This is a genomic window from Nautilia lithotrophica (assembly GCF_054656815.1).
Window position 1 is genome coordinate 284,992 of sequence record NZ_BAAHXN010000002.1, and the last position, 15,174, is coordinate 300,165.

13 protein-coding genes are annotated in these 15,174 nt (G+C 32.7%); all 13 read right to left on the reverse strand.

Annotated features, from left to right (window positions below; genetic code table 11):
* Positions 1-98: 98 nt before the first annotated feature.
* A complete protein-coding gene (locus ACYQ19_RS06055; protein WP_459978534.1) occupies positions 99-734 on the reverse strand; it encodes a Crp/Fnr family transcriptional regulator in 636 nt (211 codons plus the stop codon).
* On the reverse strand, positions 734-1,987 hold the full coding sequence (locus tag ACYQ19_RS06060; RefSeq protein WP_459978535.1) for a homoserine dehydrogenase: 1,254 nt from the start codon (positions 1,985-1,987) through the stop codon (positions 734-736). The genes ACYQ19_RS06055 and ACYQ19_RS06060 overlap by 1 nt, the downstream gene beginning before the upstream one ends.
* Positions 1,980-3,191, reverse strand: coding sequence for an LL-diaminopimelate aminotransferase (locus ACYQ19_RS06065; RefSeq protein ID WP_459978536.1), 1,212 nt, complete (start codon positions 3,189-3,191; stop codon positions 1,980-1,982). Before ACYQ19_RS06065 ends, ACYQ19_RS06060 begins: the two co-directional genes overlap by 8 nt.
* Positions 3,188-3,958 carry a hypothetical protein gene (locus ACYQ19_RS06070; protein WP_459978537.1) on the reverse strand — a complete coding sequence of 257 codons (771 nt, stop codon included), beginning with the start codon at positions 3,956-3,958 and terminating at the stop codon, positions 3,188-3,190. The genes ACYQ19_RS06065 and ACYQ19_RS06070 overlap by 4 nt, the downstream gene beginning before the upstream one ends.
* Positions 3,955-4,767, reverse strand: a complete 813-nt coding sequence (locus tag ACYQ19_RS06075) for a hypothetical protein (protein WP_459978538.1) — start codon at positions 4,765-4,767, stop codon at positions 3,955-3,957. The genes ACYQ19_RS06070 and ACYQ19_RS06075 overlap by 4 nt, the downstream gene beginning before the upstream one ends.
* On the reverse strand, positions 4,754-5,419 hold the full coding sequence (rlmB, locus tag ACYQ19_RS06080) for a 23S rRNA (guanosine(2251)-2'-O)-methyltransferase RlmB (RefSeq protein WP_459978539.1): 666 nt from the start codon (positions 5,417-5,419) through the stop codon (positions 4,754-4,756). Before rlmB ends, ACYQ19_RS06075 begins: the two co-directional genes overlap by 14 nt.
* 185 nt (positions 5,420-5,604) lie before the next feature.
* Positions 5,605-6,753, reverse strand: a complete 1,149-nt coding sequence (metK, locus tag ACYQ19_RS06085; protein ID WP_459978540.1) for a methionine adenosyltransferase — start codon at positions 6,751-6,753, stop codon at positions 5,605-5,607.
* 391 nt (positions 6,754-7,144) lie between these two features.
* Positions 7,145-9,403, reverse strand: coding sequence for a 5-methyltetrahydropteroyltriglutamate--homocysteine S-methyltransferase (metE, locus tag ACYQ19_RS06090; RefSeq protein ID WP_459978541.1), 2,259 nt, complete (start codon positions 9,401-9,403; stop codon positions 7,145-7,147).
* Positions 9,404-9,496: 93 nt separating this feature from the next.
* Positions 9,497-10,573, reverse strand: a complete 1,077-nt coding sequence (locus tag ACYQ19_RS06095; protein WP_459978542.1) for a hypothetical protein — start codon at positions 10,571-10,573, stop codon at positions 9,497-9,499.
* The gene (locus ACYQ19_RS06100; RefSeq protein WP_459978543.1) at positions 10,570-11,214 is read right to left on the reverse strand and encodes a uracil-DNA glycosylase; all 645 of its coding nucleotides are present in this window, start codon (positions 11,212-11,214) and stop codon (positions 10,570-10,572) included. Before ACYQ19_RS06100 ends, ACYQ19_RS06095 begins: the two co-directional genes overlap by 4 nt.
* Positions 11,180-12,631 carry a mechanosensitive ion channel family protein gene (locus tag ACYQ19_RS06105; RefSeq protein WP_459978544.1) on the reverse strand — a complete coding sequence of 484 codons (1,452 nt, stop codon included), beginning with the start codon at positions 12,629-12,631 and terminating at the stop codon, positions 11,180-11,182. Before ACYQ19_RS06105 ends, ACYQ19_RS06100 begins: the two co-directional genes overlap by 35 nt.
* 32 nt (positions 12,632-12,663) lie before the next feature.
* Positions 12,664-13,689 carry a 3-dehydroquinate synthase gene (gene aroB / locus ACYQ19_RS06110; RefSeq protein WP_459978545.1) on the reverse strand — a complete coding sequence of 342 codons (1,026 nt, stop codon included), beginning with the start codon at positions 13,687-13,689 and terminating at the stop codon, positions 12,664-12,666.
* A 19-nt stretch (positions 13,690-13,708) separates the two neighbouring features.
* Positions 13,709-15,097 (reverse strand): COG3400 family protein, encoded by a 1,389-nt coding sequence (locus ACYQ19_RS06115; RefSeq protein ID WP_459978546.1) that lies wholly within the window; start codon positions 15,095-15,097, stop codon positions 13,709-13,711.
* Positions 15,098-15,174 lie beyond the last annotated feature (77 nt).

Genomic DNA, 15,174 nt, shown 5'->3' on the forward strand with positions numbered 1-15,174 from the left:
TTCTAAAGTTATTAGAGGTTTTTAAGTTTTGTTATTTTCCAAAACAATAACTCAAATAACTAATATACTAATACACCAATTAACAAACAACGTAACACTCAGCTTATATATTCTTTTAATTTATCGTAATCAGTAACTTTTATGGATTTTTCGCAGTAGCAAATAATACCTTCGTTTTTCAACTTACTTAAAATTCTGCTGAGTGTTTCTGCGCTCATACCGAGTTCTTTGGCAAGCATATATTTTTTCTTTCTGACAAATTTTTGAGGGAAATTAAGAAGGGTGTAAATCACTCTTTTGGTTGCGTCAAATTTTTGAAGTTTATTGAATTCAAGCTCCTGCATAATCTGATTACTAAGCATTTTAATGATTCTGTCACTGAATGGTGGGGTGGAAATGTGCTTTTGAAATTTTGAATAGTCTATTTTTATTATTTCCGACTCGCTTTCACTTATACTGCTTAGACAATAAGGTCTGTTTTGTATTTGCGATATAAGTCCGAAAATATCACCGCAACCAAACTGGTTTTTGGGTATTATATTGCCTTTTAAATCGACGTCATACATTAAAACCTGTCCGTAAACTATTCCGTAGAAATATTTGTCTTTTTCACCTTCGTAAAATATTATTTCCTGTTTGTTGTATCTTTTTATGGTAGTATATTTGGAAATTTCATTTAAGAGGCTGTCTTCAATATTAAAAAAAAGGGAAATTTTTTTGAGTTTGTTTATCACTATTCTTCTATCCTGATGAAATTGATTGGTTTTATTACAAACTCAAAGTTTTCTATTTCCTCAATCGCTTTTTTAACGTCTTTTTCGAGTGATTTATGAGTAGAGAAGAGTAGTTTCACATAGCCGTCTTTTGGTTTTTGAAGGAAGCTTTCAACTGAAATGTTATTTTTAGCCAGCGTGTTTGCTATTTTTTCAAGAACGCCCAGTTTATCATTTACGGCAATTCTCAGATAATATTTTGTTTTTATTTCATCACTTGTTTTTAACCTTACTCTTTCACTTTCAAGTGGTTTTTTATATCCGAGCATTGGATTTACATTTCCTCTCGCAATTTCAATAATGTCGCTTATAACCGCACTGGCGGTTGCATCACCACCAGCGCCCGGTCCGTAATACATAGTTTCACCCACTACATCACCAATTACGCTTACGGCATTCATAACGCCGTCAACTTTTGCAATCATTTGCGTATTTTTAATAAGAGTAGGGTGAACGCGGAGTTCTATTTCGTTTTCAATTTTTTTGGCTATTCCTAAAAGTTTTATTTCATATCCGAATTCTTTTGCAAACTCTATATCGGTCAGGTTAATGTTTTCAATGCCTTCAATTAAAATATCTTCCGGTTTTGCGTCAATATTATACGCAATACTTGCTAAAATAAGCAGTTTGTGGGCCGCGTCAAATCCGCCTACGTCAAAAGTCGGATCAGCTTCTGCGTATCCAAGTTCCTGTGCCTCTTTAAGAACTTCCCCGTAGTTTCTTCCTTTTTTCATTTCAGTAAGGATATAGTTGCAGGTTCCGTTGATAATACCTTTAATTTCCTGAATGTGATTCGCACTTAGCCCGTCTCTTAACGCTTTTATAATCGGAATACCGCCGGCTACGCTTGCTTCGTATTCAAACGGCGTTTTTGCAATAGACTGAAGTTCAAATCTGTGATAAGCAAGAAGCGCTTTATTTGCGGTAACAACCGCTTTGTTGTGTTTTAATGCATCACTTACTACTTCATAAGCTTCTTCAACTCCGCCCATAAGTTCTACGACTATATCTATTTCCGGATCTCTTGTTACTTCTTTGTAATCTGTCGTAAGGTGTATGCTAACATCTCTTTTTTTATTCAAATTTCTAACTACGCCGGTTTTAACGATTATCTCTTTTCCGGCTCTAGCTCTGATTAAATCTTTGTTTTTTTGCAGGTTTTTTACTACGCTTAATCCAACAGTCCCGACACCAACTATTCCTATTTTAACCATTGCTTTCCTTTAATTCTTTTAAAAATCCTTTTATGTTTTTAGCAGCCTGGCGGATTCTTTTTTCGTTTTCTATTAGAGCAATTCGAACATATTCATCACCATACGCACCAAATCCAATTCCGGGACTTACCGCAATATGCGCTTCTGTTAAAAGTCTTTTTGAAAATTCCAAACTTCCAAGGTGTCTTGCACATTCCGGTATTCTTGCCCATACGAACATACTTGCGGTCGGTTTTTCAATCTCCCATCCGGCGTTTGCAAAGCTTTCTATTAAAACGTCGCGTCTTTGTCGGTATGTTTCCACTATATCCTTAACCAAATGCTGATAATCTCTGAGTGCAACGGTAGCAGCTACCTGAATAGGCGTAAACATTCCGTAATCGATCCATGATTTGTATTTTTGAAGGGCACCAACTAAAACAGGGTTTCCTACAATAAATCCTACCCTCCATCCTGCCATATTGTAGCTTTTACTGAGGGTAAAACTCTCAACAGCCACCTCTTTAGCGCCTTTTGCTTCAAAAATACTCGGTGTTTTATATCCATCAAATGTAATATCAGCATATGCAATGTCGCTTATAATATATAATCCTTCTTCTTTTGCAAAGTCAACCGCTCTTTGATAGAAATCTTTGGTTACCGTTACGGTTGTCGGGTTGTGAGGGAAGTTTAATACTAAAAATTTAGGTTTCGGAACGGCTTCTATCATAGCGAGTTTAAGCTGCTCAAAAAATTCGTCTTCTAAAAGTTCATATTTTTCATTGTATTTAAGTTCCACCTTTCTGACACTTGCTCCTGCCAGCATAAAAGCATATGAATGAATTGGATATGTAGGATCAGGAACGATAGCAACATCCCCTACATTTGTAATTGCTTGAGTTAAATGAACATATCCTTCTTTGCTTCCCATTGTAACGACCGCTTCGGTTTCCGGGTTTAGAGATACGTTATATCTTCTTGCATACCAGTTACATATGGCTTCTCTTAATTTATATATCCCTTTACTTACGGAATATCGGTGATTTTTTGGTTTCTTGGCAGCCTCAATGAGTTTATCTACAATTGGTTGTGGTGTTGGTCCGTCTGGATTTCCCATTGAAAAGTCTATTATGTCTTCTCCTGCGCGTCTTGCCTGAAGTTTTAGTTCGTTTATTACGGCAAATATATAATTAGGAAGTCTTTCTATTCTTTCGAAATGATTCATTTGATGCCTTTAATATAAATTCCTCTTTTAAAATTCTCTTTTGAATATGTGTCCGAAATTTTTATATAAGCACATTCTTGTGGAATGTTTAAGTAAACTATTCTTTTGGAATTTTCTTTTGCAATTATATTTAAAATATTTAAATTTTTGTCAAAAAATACAATATAAGGATACCAATTATCAAGTTTTGAAGAATAAATCATTATTTTATTAAATCCATTTGGGTTAATCCAATAAATTCCTTTAGCATTTAAAAGTTTTGTTTTTTTTGATACTACTTTTAAAGTGTCCAAATGTTCGTTTTCACAATTTATTGTATAGATATAGTTATTGTTTTTATTAATGTTAATTACATTACATCCTTTTTGTGCAATGGTTTTACTGAAAAGCAGAGGATCGATGTAGTGTGTTGATTTCATTTCAAGAGTTATTGAGTAAGTGTTGTTTTTTATCAGTTTTACCGGATAAAAATAATAGTATCCTAATGAATTTAGTGTTGAATAAAGTGTCTTGGTATTAAAAACGGGATTATTATTAATAAATATAAACGTAGGGTGAATAAGCTTGGGCTTATCAAAGAAAATATCAAGAAGTCCGTTGTTTTGTAAATATTCAAGTGTTTTAATTAAAGAGGATTCGTTTAAAACCGGTTTTAGAAGTTCATAATATGTATTGAATTTTTCTTCCCCGATTAAATTTTTAATTGTTTGAACATTATTTGCAAATATGGATATTGTAAGGATAAAACTAATTAAAACTTTTTTCATTTTTCATACCTGTTTGGTTTTTTTAAATATTCTATTTTTCCGTTTTGAAATAAAATTCTTACTATTTTTTTAGTATCTGGTGTAATTGTTTGATTTCCGTAATTGATGGTAATGTTTCCATGTCCGAATTTTACATACCAATTTGGACCTATTAATGTTTTTGGATTGCTTGTGAGATATTCCAACGTTTTATTATTATCTAAATTTATTGCCTTAAACCATACTTTTTCATTAGGATATATTTCAATATTTTTTGGGATGGTGGTTTTTGGTGTGTTGTTGGTTTGTTCTTTTGCGATTGGTTGTGATTTAATATTTGATACATTTGAAAAAGAAGTATTTTTTTCAATATTAATTTGCTTACTATTATTGTCTTGTTCTTGCAAAGGTTGTTGTGAGGTTGTATTTTCATCAGTAGGAATAAATGTTGTTTTATTTAATTCGTTTATATTTGATGATTTAAGGGAGTTGTATTTATTATAAAGAAGATAAGCACCTAATGAAAAGAGAACAACGGCTAATATAGATAACATTAAAGTGTTGTGCTTTTTAGGTTCTTGTAGTTTTGTTTCATTAATATTTGATGAGGATGTAATTGTATGATTTGTAGCCTGATTGTATTCTTCTATGAGTTCACTTAAATCAACATTAAACTCTTTTTCAATTATTCTTATAAAACCCAAAAATTTAACTCTTTGAATTTTTTCAAATTCTTTGTTTTTGATATATCTAAGTGAAATAGGCGATATTCTTGTGCGTTTGTTTATTATTTCTATTGAATATTGCTCAAAAAAATCATTTGCATTCATTTGTAATCCTGTCAATTAAGATTCCTGCAGCAACTGATACGTTTAAAGAATCAAACCCGTTTTTCATTTCTATGCTTAAAATTTTATCAAGTTTTTCTTTAACTTTTTTCTTTAATCCTTCACCCTCACTTCCCATTATCAAAGCTATTTTTGAGGCTTCTATTTTACATTCACCGCCAAAATCTGCCCCTGCAATAATATATCCTTTTGTTTTTAAAATATTGATTAAGTCTAATATATTTTGATATGTTATTATTTTCATATCCAGAGCCGCACCGGCACTCGTTCTTATGATTTGAGGCCATTTAAGTTCTTTTATTCCTGTAATTATTAATAAATCAATGCCTAATGCATAAGCGGTTCTTGTAATTGCGCCAATATTTCCCATATCTGTTACGTTATCAAGTATAAGAATCTTGTTTCCGATAATATCCCATTCTTTAGGGTTGAAATCGATTTTTGCGAAATATCCCTGATGATTTCCGTTCCTGCTGATTTTCTGAGCGGTTTTATTGTCTATAAAATTAATTTTGAACTGCTTCAGTTTATTTAATTCTTTTTTGTCAAGTTTCTTTGCAATAAGAAGTTCTTTAACAATATCTCCGTGCTTTTGAATTATGTATTCTACTACTCTTTTTCCATATACTATCATAGTGATATTTTACCATAATTAAGAAGTGAAAAGTGTAGGGTAAAAAGTTAAAAAAGGAAGAAAGTTGTTAAAGATATTAAGGTTTTTAGTGTTAGTTTAGGTTGTTAAGGTTGTTAGGATTAATTATGGTTAAAATATATAAACTAAACAACCTCAAAAACTTCAAAACTTAATAACTTTATATTTTATTTAAGTCCAAGAAAATCTTTTATTTCTTCAACTTTGTTTAATTGTTCCCAAGAAAATTCTTCCCTTCCGAAATGCCCGTAGGCAGCAGTGTTTTTATAAATCGGTTTAAGTAAATCAAGTGAATCGATAATACCTTTAGGTGTTAGGTTGAATATCTTTCTTACCGCATCTTCTATTTTTCTCTCATCCACTTTTGCGGTGCCGTGAGAATCTACATAAATACTTACAGGTTCAACAACACCGATAGCGTATGCGATTTGCACAGTTATTTTATCTGCCGCACCTGCCGCTACAAGGTTTTTAGCCACGTGTCTTGCAGCATATGCACCGCTTCTGTCAACTTTTGTAGGGTCTTTTCCACTGAATGCCCCACCGCCGTGAGGTGCCGCTCCTCCGTATGTGTCAACTATAATTTTTCTACCTGTAAGTCCAGCATCACCCTGAGGACCTCCGATTACGAATTTTCCAGTAGGGTTGATGAAGTATTCGACGTTTTTGCTAAGCATATTTGCCGGAATGACTTTTTTGATAACTTCTTCGATTACCGCTTCTTTAATTTCCGAATAGTTGATATCAGGCTCATGCTGAGTAGATACTACTACCTTTTCAACGCTTACAGGCTTGCCGTCTACGTATTTTACGCTAACCTGCGCCTTTCCGTCAGGTCTTAGCCACGGAATAATAGCTTCTTTTCTTGCAACCGATAATCTTTTTGTAAGTTTATGTGCAAGCATAATCGGAAGCGGCATAAGTTCAGGTGTTTCCGTGCATGCGTAACCAAACATCATACCCTGGTCACCCGCACCTATTTCTTCTCCTCTTTCAACCCCTTGTCTGATATCGGGACTTTGCTCACCAATTCCGTTTAGAACACCCGCAGTCCTGTAATCAAATCCGTATCTTGCGTCGGTGTATCCGATTTCTCTTACAACTTCTCTTGCTATTTCCTGCATAGGAGCGTATGTTGTTGTTTTAAGTTCACCCGCTATAACACAAAACCCGTTGCTAAGAAGCGTTTCACATGCCACTTTTGCGTTTTTGTCTCTTTCTATAATATAATCCAGTATTGCGTCACTGATCTGGTCCGCCATTTTATCAGGGTGACCCTCTGTTACCGATTCACTTGAAAAAAGATATTCTCTCATAACAAAATCTCCTTGAGAATTTTTAATTAAAAGTATAGCATAAAATGAGTAGTTAAGTTGATAAGTTGATAAGTTGTGAAGGGAAAAGTTAAAAGTAAAAAATTACAATTAAATAAATCATTTTACATTTTTCATTTTACACTTTTAACTTTAATGAGGCATTCTTTAGAGGCTTTTCTTATAAAGTTTAACACTTCCGGTGAAGCTGAGTTATATGTAAAATACTGATATGTAAAACGTTCCGTAATTTTATTATATACGCATTCGCAGTATTCATATTTGTGAGTTTGTAGGTTTGAGTTTTCCATGCATGAATGGATAAATTGGAATTTAAAGTTAATAGGATAATAAAAAGAAAAAGCAAAAAGAGGAATTAAAATTAAGAGCTTTTTCATTTTTTAAGTTTGGCTCTTACCTCTTTGGCAGCTTTTACCATATTTTCTAGGCTTGGTTTAACTTCTTCCCATTTTCTTGTTTTAAGACCGCAGTCAGGGTTAACCCATACTTTTTCGGCAGGTAATACTTCAAGGATAGCTTCGATCTGTTCTACCATCTCTTCAGTGCTTGGGATTCTCGGGCTGTGGATATCGTAAACACCAGGTCCGATTTCACCTTTGTATCCTCTTTCTTTAAAGATTTTAAGTAGGCTGTTGTCGCTTCTTGCGTTTTCGATTGAAATAACGTCCGCGTCCATATCTTCAATAGCGTCCATAATGTCGCTGAATTCAGAATAACACATGTGAGTGTGGATTTGAGTTTCAGGTTTTACGCTGCTTGTTGTAATTCTGAAGCTTGTAATAGCCCAGTCTTCATACTCGGCTCTTTTTTCATTTCTTAAAGGATATCCTTCTCTTAAGGCTGCTTCATCAACCTGAATAACTTTAATTCCCGCAGCTTCAAGAGCTTCAACTTCATCTCTTATAGCGATTGCCATTTGATATGCAGTTGTTCTTTTTGGCTGGTCGTCTCTTACAAATGACCAGTTAAGCATTGTAACAGGACCTGTTAGCATACCTTTCATAGGTCTTTCAGTTAAGCTTTGAGCATATACAGTCCATTCAACAGTCATATCTTTAGGTCTAGATACATCACCAAAAATTAGAGGTGGTTTAACACATCTACTACCATAACTTTGAACCCATCCGTTTTGAGAAAACGCAACACCTTTAAGCTGCTCACCGAAATATTCAACCATGTCGTTTCTTTCGAACTCACCATGAACCAATACATCGATATCGATAGCTTCTTGATATTCTACAAGTTCTTTAATCATTGCTTTTATTTGAGTTTTGTATTCTTCTTCAGAAATTACGCCGTTTTTGAAATCTCTTCTTAATTTTCTAAGTTCCGGTGTTTGAGGGAAAGAACCGATTGTTGTTGTCGGAAGGATAGGGTATTTAAGGTTTTCGTGTTGAAGTTTGATTCTCTCTTCAAAAGGAACGCTTCTGTGTTTGTCTTTTTCAGTTAGGTTAGAAACTCTATCTTTTACAATCGGATCGTGAATTTTATCACTTGTTTTTCTTGTAGCGATTGCGATTTTGTTACCTTCAAGAACTTCTTTTTCGTATTCGCTAAGTTCAGCGCCTCTGAATAGTTTTTCGATTACTCTGATTTCGTCAAGTTTTTCAAGTGCGTATGAAATCCAAGATTTAATATCTTCGTCCATTTTTGTTTCATATTTTAATGTGTATGGAACATGTAGTAATGAGCAGCTGCTACCCACCATGATTTTGTCGGCATCGTATGTTTCAGCGATACCTTTTAGGAATTCTACTGATTTTTCGATGTCGTTAACCCATACGTTTCTTCCGTTTACAATACCGATACCTACGATTTTACCTGCCTCAGCAAGTGCTTTGATGCTGTTTTCATTGCCGTGAACGAAATCAAGTAGCATTCCTTTAATAGGAGTAGTTGCTAAAACTTCATTTGCTTCGTTTGAATGTTCGAAATATGTAGCTACGAAAATGTCGGCAAGGCCGCCAAGTTTATCGTAAACTTTTTTAAGTGTCTGAAGGTCTTTTTCAGTTGGGTTTGTTACGAAATACGGCTCGTCTAATTGAATAGTGTTTACACCAAGAGCTTTGATTTGAGCGATTAGGTCTTCATATACAGGGATTAGTTTTTCAATAATTTCATCTTCGCTGCCGTTTACGATTTTAGAAAGTTTTACGAATGTAATAGGTCCAACGAAGTTAACTTTTGCGTTGATTCCAAGCTCTTTTGCTTCGGCAACTTCGATTTTGATTTTATCGATGCTTGCTTTGAAATCCATATTAACGTCAAGTTCAGGAACGATGTAGTGGTAGTTTGTGTTAAACCATTTTGTCATTTCCATTGCTTTGTGGTTTGCATCACCCCTTGCAATTGCAAAATATCTGTCCATGCAGTTGTCGATATCTTTGTATCTCTCAGGAATAGCGTTAAGCATAGTCATAGCATCTATCATGTTGTCGTAAAAACTGAAATCGTTTACACTGATTAAATCAATTCCAGCGTTTTTCTGATAAGTCCAGTGTCTTTTTCTAAGTTCTGATGCGGTTTTTTGAAGTTCTTCTTGAGAAGATTTACCTGCCCAGTATGCTTCAAGAGCCTTTTTAAGTTCTCTTTGTTCACCGATTCTTGGGAACCCGATAACGTAAGTAGCCATTAGTGTCCTTTTTTAAGCGCAATTATAGCATAAAAAAGTAGGTAAGTTGTGAAGTGGGTAAGTTGTGAAGAGATAATTATTTTCACAACTTAATTACTCAACCTGTTTGAAAGCTCCGTCAATAATTCTGTAAAGTTTTGTTTTGTAATCGATCTGATTGTCAAAAATATAAATATTAAAATCATTCATATAAAATTCGTCTTCTTCGTTTTGTCTGTTGTATATTTTATTTGCAAGGATACAAGTTGCGTAATTTAACCAATTGTATTTAATGTCAGAATTTAAAAGTGAAATGTATTCGTTAATAACAAGAGGTGGATGGATTATCGAGTTTGCGATTAAAAGTTTTTCAATATCTGCCGGTTGAGTTAAGATAATCATTAAAGGATCGTATCCTATCTGCGGGGAGAGTGTTAGTTTTGTTTGTATTTCTTTTTGGGTTATCGTTGATAAAACCTGAGCGGTTTTTCCTGCACTTGTATTAAAAATAACAAAAGAATCATTTAAATCCCGGTAATAAATATTCGGAAATCTATATACGTTGTTTAAATATGTGATATTTTTTTCATAATTTAGCAGTTTTTCTGATAGTTGGGTATTGTCCGCTATTACGTCGGTTTTGTCGTCTATAAACGTGGATAAAAGATTAATTTGATTTTTAAAGTCTATTGAACCGAAATAGATGTTTTTAGAGCTAATGTTTGTTTCGTTTTTATGAATTAAAGGTAAATAAAATCTTTTATTTATGTTTTGCAGTTTATTTAATTCATCCAGATTTGTTGTAAAGTATATAATATCATCGGTTTGAATATCAGATAAATTTACATCGCTGTTGTATAGTGTAATGTTATAATCAACCCCTTTTTGTGCAAAATAAGCATTTAATGCATTCATTAAAGAAGGCAGGTATTTGAAAAATCTCTGTTTGTTAATAACCACTGCAAGATTTGCTTTTGTATTAAATGAAATATATGTATCATTTAAATCTTCTTCGTTTATTACAGGTTTATACGTGAAATTAGTATCTACTTCAGAATTTGTGTCATTGGATTCCAAAACAATCGTTTTGTTTTCTATAGAATTATTTGTCTCTTCTATAGGTATTTCGAAATTTAGTGTTTGAGCATTTAATAAAACAGATATAAATAATAAAAATATCACTTTTTTCATAGCATACTCTTTATCAACAAGAAATCTTTATAGGCTTCTTTTTTGGCTGAAGGATTTCTTAGAAGAAAGCTTGGGTGAAATGTCGGAATCACTTTTTTCTCCTTAAATTCAAATATCTGTCCTCTGACTTTACTTATAGGCATATCGGTATTCATCAGATACATAAAAGCCGTTTTACCTAAGCATACCAAAATTTTTGGATTTATTATATCAATTTGTTTTAAAAGATAAGGTTTACAAGTTTCGGCTTCTTCAATTGTAGGGACTCTGTTGTTTGGAGGGCGGCATTTTACTATGTTTGCAATATAAACATCTTCCCTGGTTAATTCTAAAACGTTTAAAATAATTTTTGTTAGCAGTTTACCGGCTCTTCCGACAAAAGGCCTTCCGGTTTTGTCTTCTTCAGCGCCCGGTCCTTCACCGATAAACATTAAATCGGCATTTGGATTGCCTTCACCAAAAACCACGTGCGTTCTTGTTTTGCTTAAATCGCAAAGAGTGCAGTTTAGACATATTTTTTCAAGTTCATCCAGTTCTTTTGGCATTTGTATTTTGCCGTCTTCTGAGTGAAAGCCTTCAAAATATTCAACACCGGCGGCTTTTAAATCATACAGGTATTTCAGTTTCATTAAGTTTTTCATTGTTCTCTTTCTTTACAATTGTATATGTCGGATAAGCTATTTTGATATCTTCTTCATTATTGAAAGCTTCTATTATTTCAGCTGATACATTGCTTCTTAAATTTAAAGTGGCGTAATTGTTTAAATACCAGCAGCTTATTCTGATTCCGTTTTCTTCGATAAACGTATAAATTCTTGGTTCAACGTTTGCATTTCTTATATGATAGGCCGATTTTAATTTTTGAAGTCTTCTTTTTGTGATATCGGTATAACCTTTTGAATATTTGCTTACAATTTCTTTTGCAAGATATACGGCTTTTTTATAATTGGAATCAAATGTAATTGTGATATCAATTCCGTCCCACACCGTTGACATTCCGTGATGGGTATAGTTAAATACAGGGTTTGTAAATATTACATTATTCGGGATAAATACGATTCTTCCGGCTCTTCTGTTGTAAAGATATGTTGTAAGTGTCACATCTTCATAAACAACTATTCTTGTCATTGTAATGTCGATTACGTCACCGACAATTCTTACCTGTCCGTTTTGAAGATAAATTTTTATTCGGTCACCAACTTTAAAATTACCGCTGGTCATTATGACAAACCAGCCGAATATGTTCATAAACCAGTCTTTCATCGCAATTGCGATACCTGCGGATGCAAAACCGACAATTGTAATTAAATAAGTGGCGTTGTTAATATAAAAAAATGAGATTATTATCAGAATAACGGTTGCGTTTATGAAATTTAGGATTTTGTTAGTTAGATAAAACGATTCTTCTTTTACGTATTTTCTAACAGCAAGTTTAATAAGTGTAAAAATTAAAATACTTATAGCGATGGAAATTATTAATGAAATTAATTTGTTTATCTCTTTGTTTATCTCTTTTTTTACTTTTTGTTTATAAATTTTTGATTCCGCTTCAAGGGTTCTTAGTTTTGTTTTGTAAATATTGTTTATCATAATAAAATCTTGAATAGCCTGAGTTAATTCAGAATCTTTTATATGCAGTTTTTCGTTGATTTCTTGAAGTTCCTGAAGCATTTTTAGAGTTTTTGTAAAGTTTTCGTATGTTTTGAAGTTTTCGTTTATTACGTTATCGACTTCCTTTTCGTAGTTTAATGCACTGAATATTTGAAACGGATTGTTTACTTCAGGCGGTTTTGGGAGTTCTTTTATTTTAATAAGCGTTGTGAAAATATTTCTGTTTTTACTTAAAAGTTCAAGTTCCGTTTTTAATCTTTCCAGTTTATCTTTATATTTTTTTGGATTTCTTCTTGCAAGTTTTTCTAAAGAGTATATTTTGTTTTGAAGTTTTTTGTAATTTAAATATGACTGATAATTAATAAAAAATTCATCTTTTTTTAAAATTTCAGATATATCGTTTGATTTTTGTTTTAAAATGGTTGTATTTGTTTCGTTTGCAAACAATGATAAAAAAAAGAATAAGAAAAATATTATTCTCATTTAGTAAACTTTCCTAAAACTTTCATAATGATTTCTTTATCAATATTTTCCACTATTTTGAATTTTCCGATTTTTTCCGGAATTATAAATTTTATTTTATTGTTTAGCGTTTTTTTATCCGCGAAAAAATGTTCATAAAATTCTTCCGGATCTTTAATTTTATAATAAGTCGGAAGACCTTGTTTTTCAAGAAGGTTTTTAATCCTTTTGGCCTCTTCTTGGCTTAAATATCCAAGTTCGATAGATAATTCATTTGCCATTACCATACCGATTGCAACGGCTTCCCCGTGCAGATATGTTTTGTAGTTTGTCAGGTTTTCTATTACATGTCCGAATGTGTGTCCGTAATTTAAAACGCTTCTTATGCCTTTTTCTTTTTCGTCCTGGTTTACTACCCATGCTTTGAGCTCTACCGATCTTTTAATAATTTCTTCAATTGAAAGAGCGTCTTTTTCAAGATTTTCGAAATATTCTTTATCAAACATGACGGCCATTTTAATTACTTCCGCCATACCTGCGGCAAATTCCCTTTTTGGCAGGGTGGATAGAAAGTGTGTGTCGATATATACGGCTTCCGGTTGATAAAATGCACCGATTAGGTTTTTGCCGTATTTGTTGTTGATTCCGGTCTTACCGCCTACGGAGCTGTCAACCATTGAAAGCAGGGTGGTTGGCACCTGTATAAAATCTATTCCTCTTAAAAAAATTGAAGCCGCAAATCCGCTCATATCACCTATAACGCCGCCCCCAAAGGCTATTACAACGCTGTTTCTGTCATATTTTGCATCAAACATTCTATCAAGTGCGTATGTAATATATTCCATAGTTTTGTATTCTTCTCCGTCAGGGAGCGTAATTATTTTTAATTCCTTCGCTTTTAAATTATTTAGTAAATAGTTTAAATGATAACCAGCCACTGTAGGATTGGTAATAATTGCAACTTTTTTATCAAATGTAATTTGTGGAAGTTTGTCTATAAGGATTTCGTATGATTTATTTGGTGTTTTTATGTTTACTTTCATTGTTTTCCTTATTGTTTTTTTATTTTACCGGTATTAAAAACTGATTGAATTTATTCAAAAACAGATATGAATATTCCATTTTTGGATTTAGGATTTGCCAAATTTTAGGCACAGGTTTTTTTGTAAAAGGGGATATTACACACTGGTTGTCTTCTCTGTTTAGTTCAAAAATCGGATTGTCTTTTGTTTTTTCAATATGAACGTCTTTAAAATTAAATAGTTTTGCAAAGTTTGTAAGATATTCGATAAGTTCGGTATGTTTGTTTTCCGGGTCCCCGTCTATAAATGTGAGAGGTTTTTCAAGCTGGAAAGATAAATCAAAAATAACAGAAGCAATAGGCTTTATTTCGTTTTCCTGAATTAAAACTTTTATACCTTTACATTTTTTAATGGATTCTTCGCCTTTTTTGAAAATAGGCAGTTTCAGGTCGTAATACAAATGCGAGTATTTAAAGAAAAAGTCGTTGTTAGTTACAATTAGTCCTATATTGAAAATTTTGGCGTCTTTTTTTAGACATTCGCTGTAAGAAGTTTCGTAATAGTCACTTGATATTTCAATGTTGTCAAATTTGTAAAGTTTATATATTTGATTGTTTATTGAAGGGTTAATGATTTTGATTATAAGTTTTTTGTTTTTAAGTTTTCTATGTAAAAACAGGGCGGATTTTAATAGTGAGGAAATTTCTTTTTTTTCCATATTTTTCATATCCAGCAGAAGGTATATGTTTTGCCCGTAAGGCTGAGGGAAAGCCCCTATGTTTTTTTTGATTTTATTAAACAGGTCTTTTAGCTCTTCCGGATCGCCTATTAAAAGGAGTTTGTCGTTTGGCAGGATCATTGTGTTTTCGTTTATTAGTCTAAGCTCGTTGTTTCTGTATATAGCCGCAACTCTTGCCTTATCGTTTTGAAGTTTATTCGGATGTGAATATACAAATGGAGAATGAGGCGGAACTTCGACTTCCAGAATTTCTCCAATACCAAGCCCTATATCCCTTGCAAATAGCGGAACACCGGGAAGAAAGTCGATTACTTTGTTTGTGAGAAGTTCCGGGATATCAATAATTTCTATGTTGTTTTGTTGAGGTATGTCAAAATCAAGCCAGAATTTTACGAATAAAATAGGGACTTTTTTATCAAGTGAATTTTTAAGGATAAATTCCGCTTCTTTTTTGTTTTTTACAAAAATTATTATTTTATTTAAATCCCTGTGCAGGATATTTTTATATAGTTCATACGCATAAAAGTTTATTTTATAAAAGAACAGGTTCTCTTTTTCGTTAAAGCCGTTTTTTATTTCGTCTTCTTCATAAATTATATGAAATTCTCCTAAATTTAAGAAATTATCAGAAATTTTCTGTATTAATAATGTGGCTTCCTGACATCCTGCAAATATTAAAATTTTATTCAAGCAGTTCCTTTTGTTAAAATTTCATAAAATTATATCATACGTCAATTAAATTGAGAATTGAGAATGGAGAATAAAAA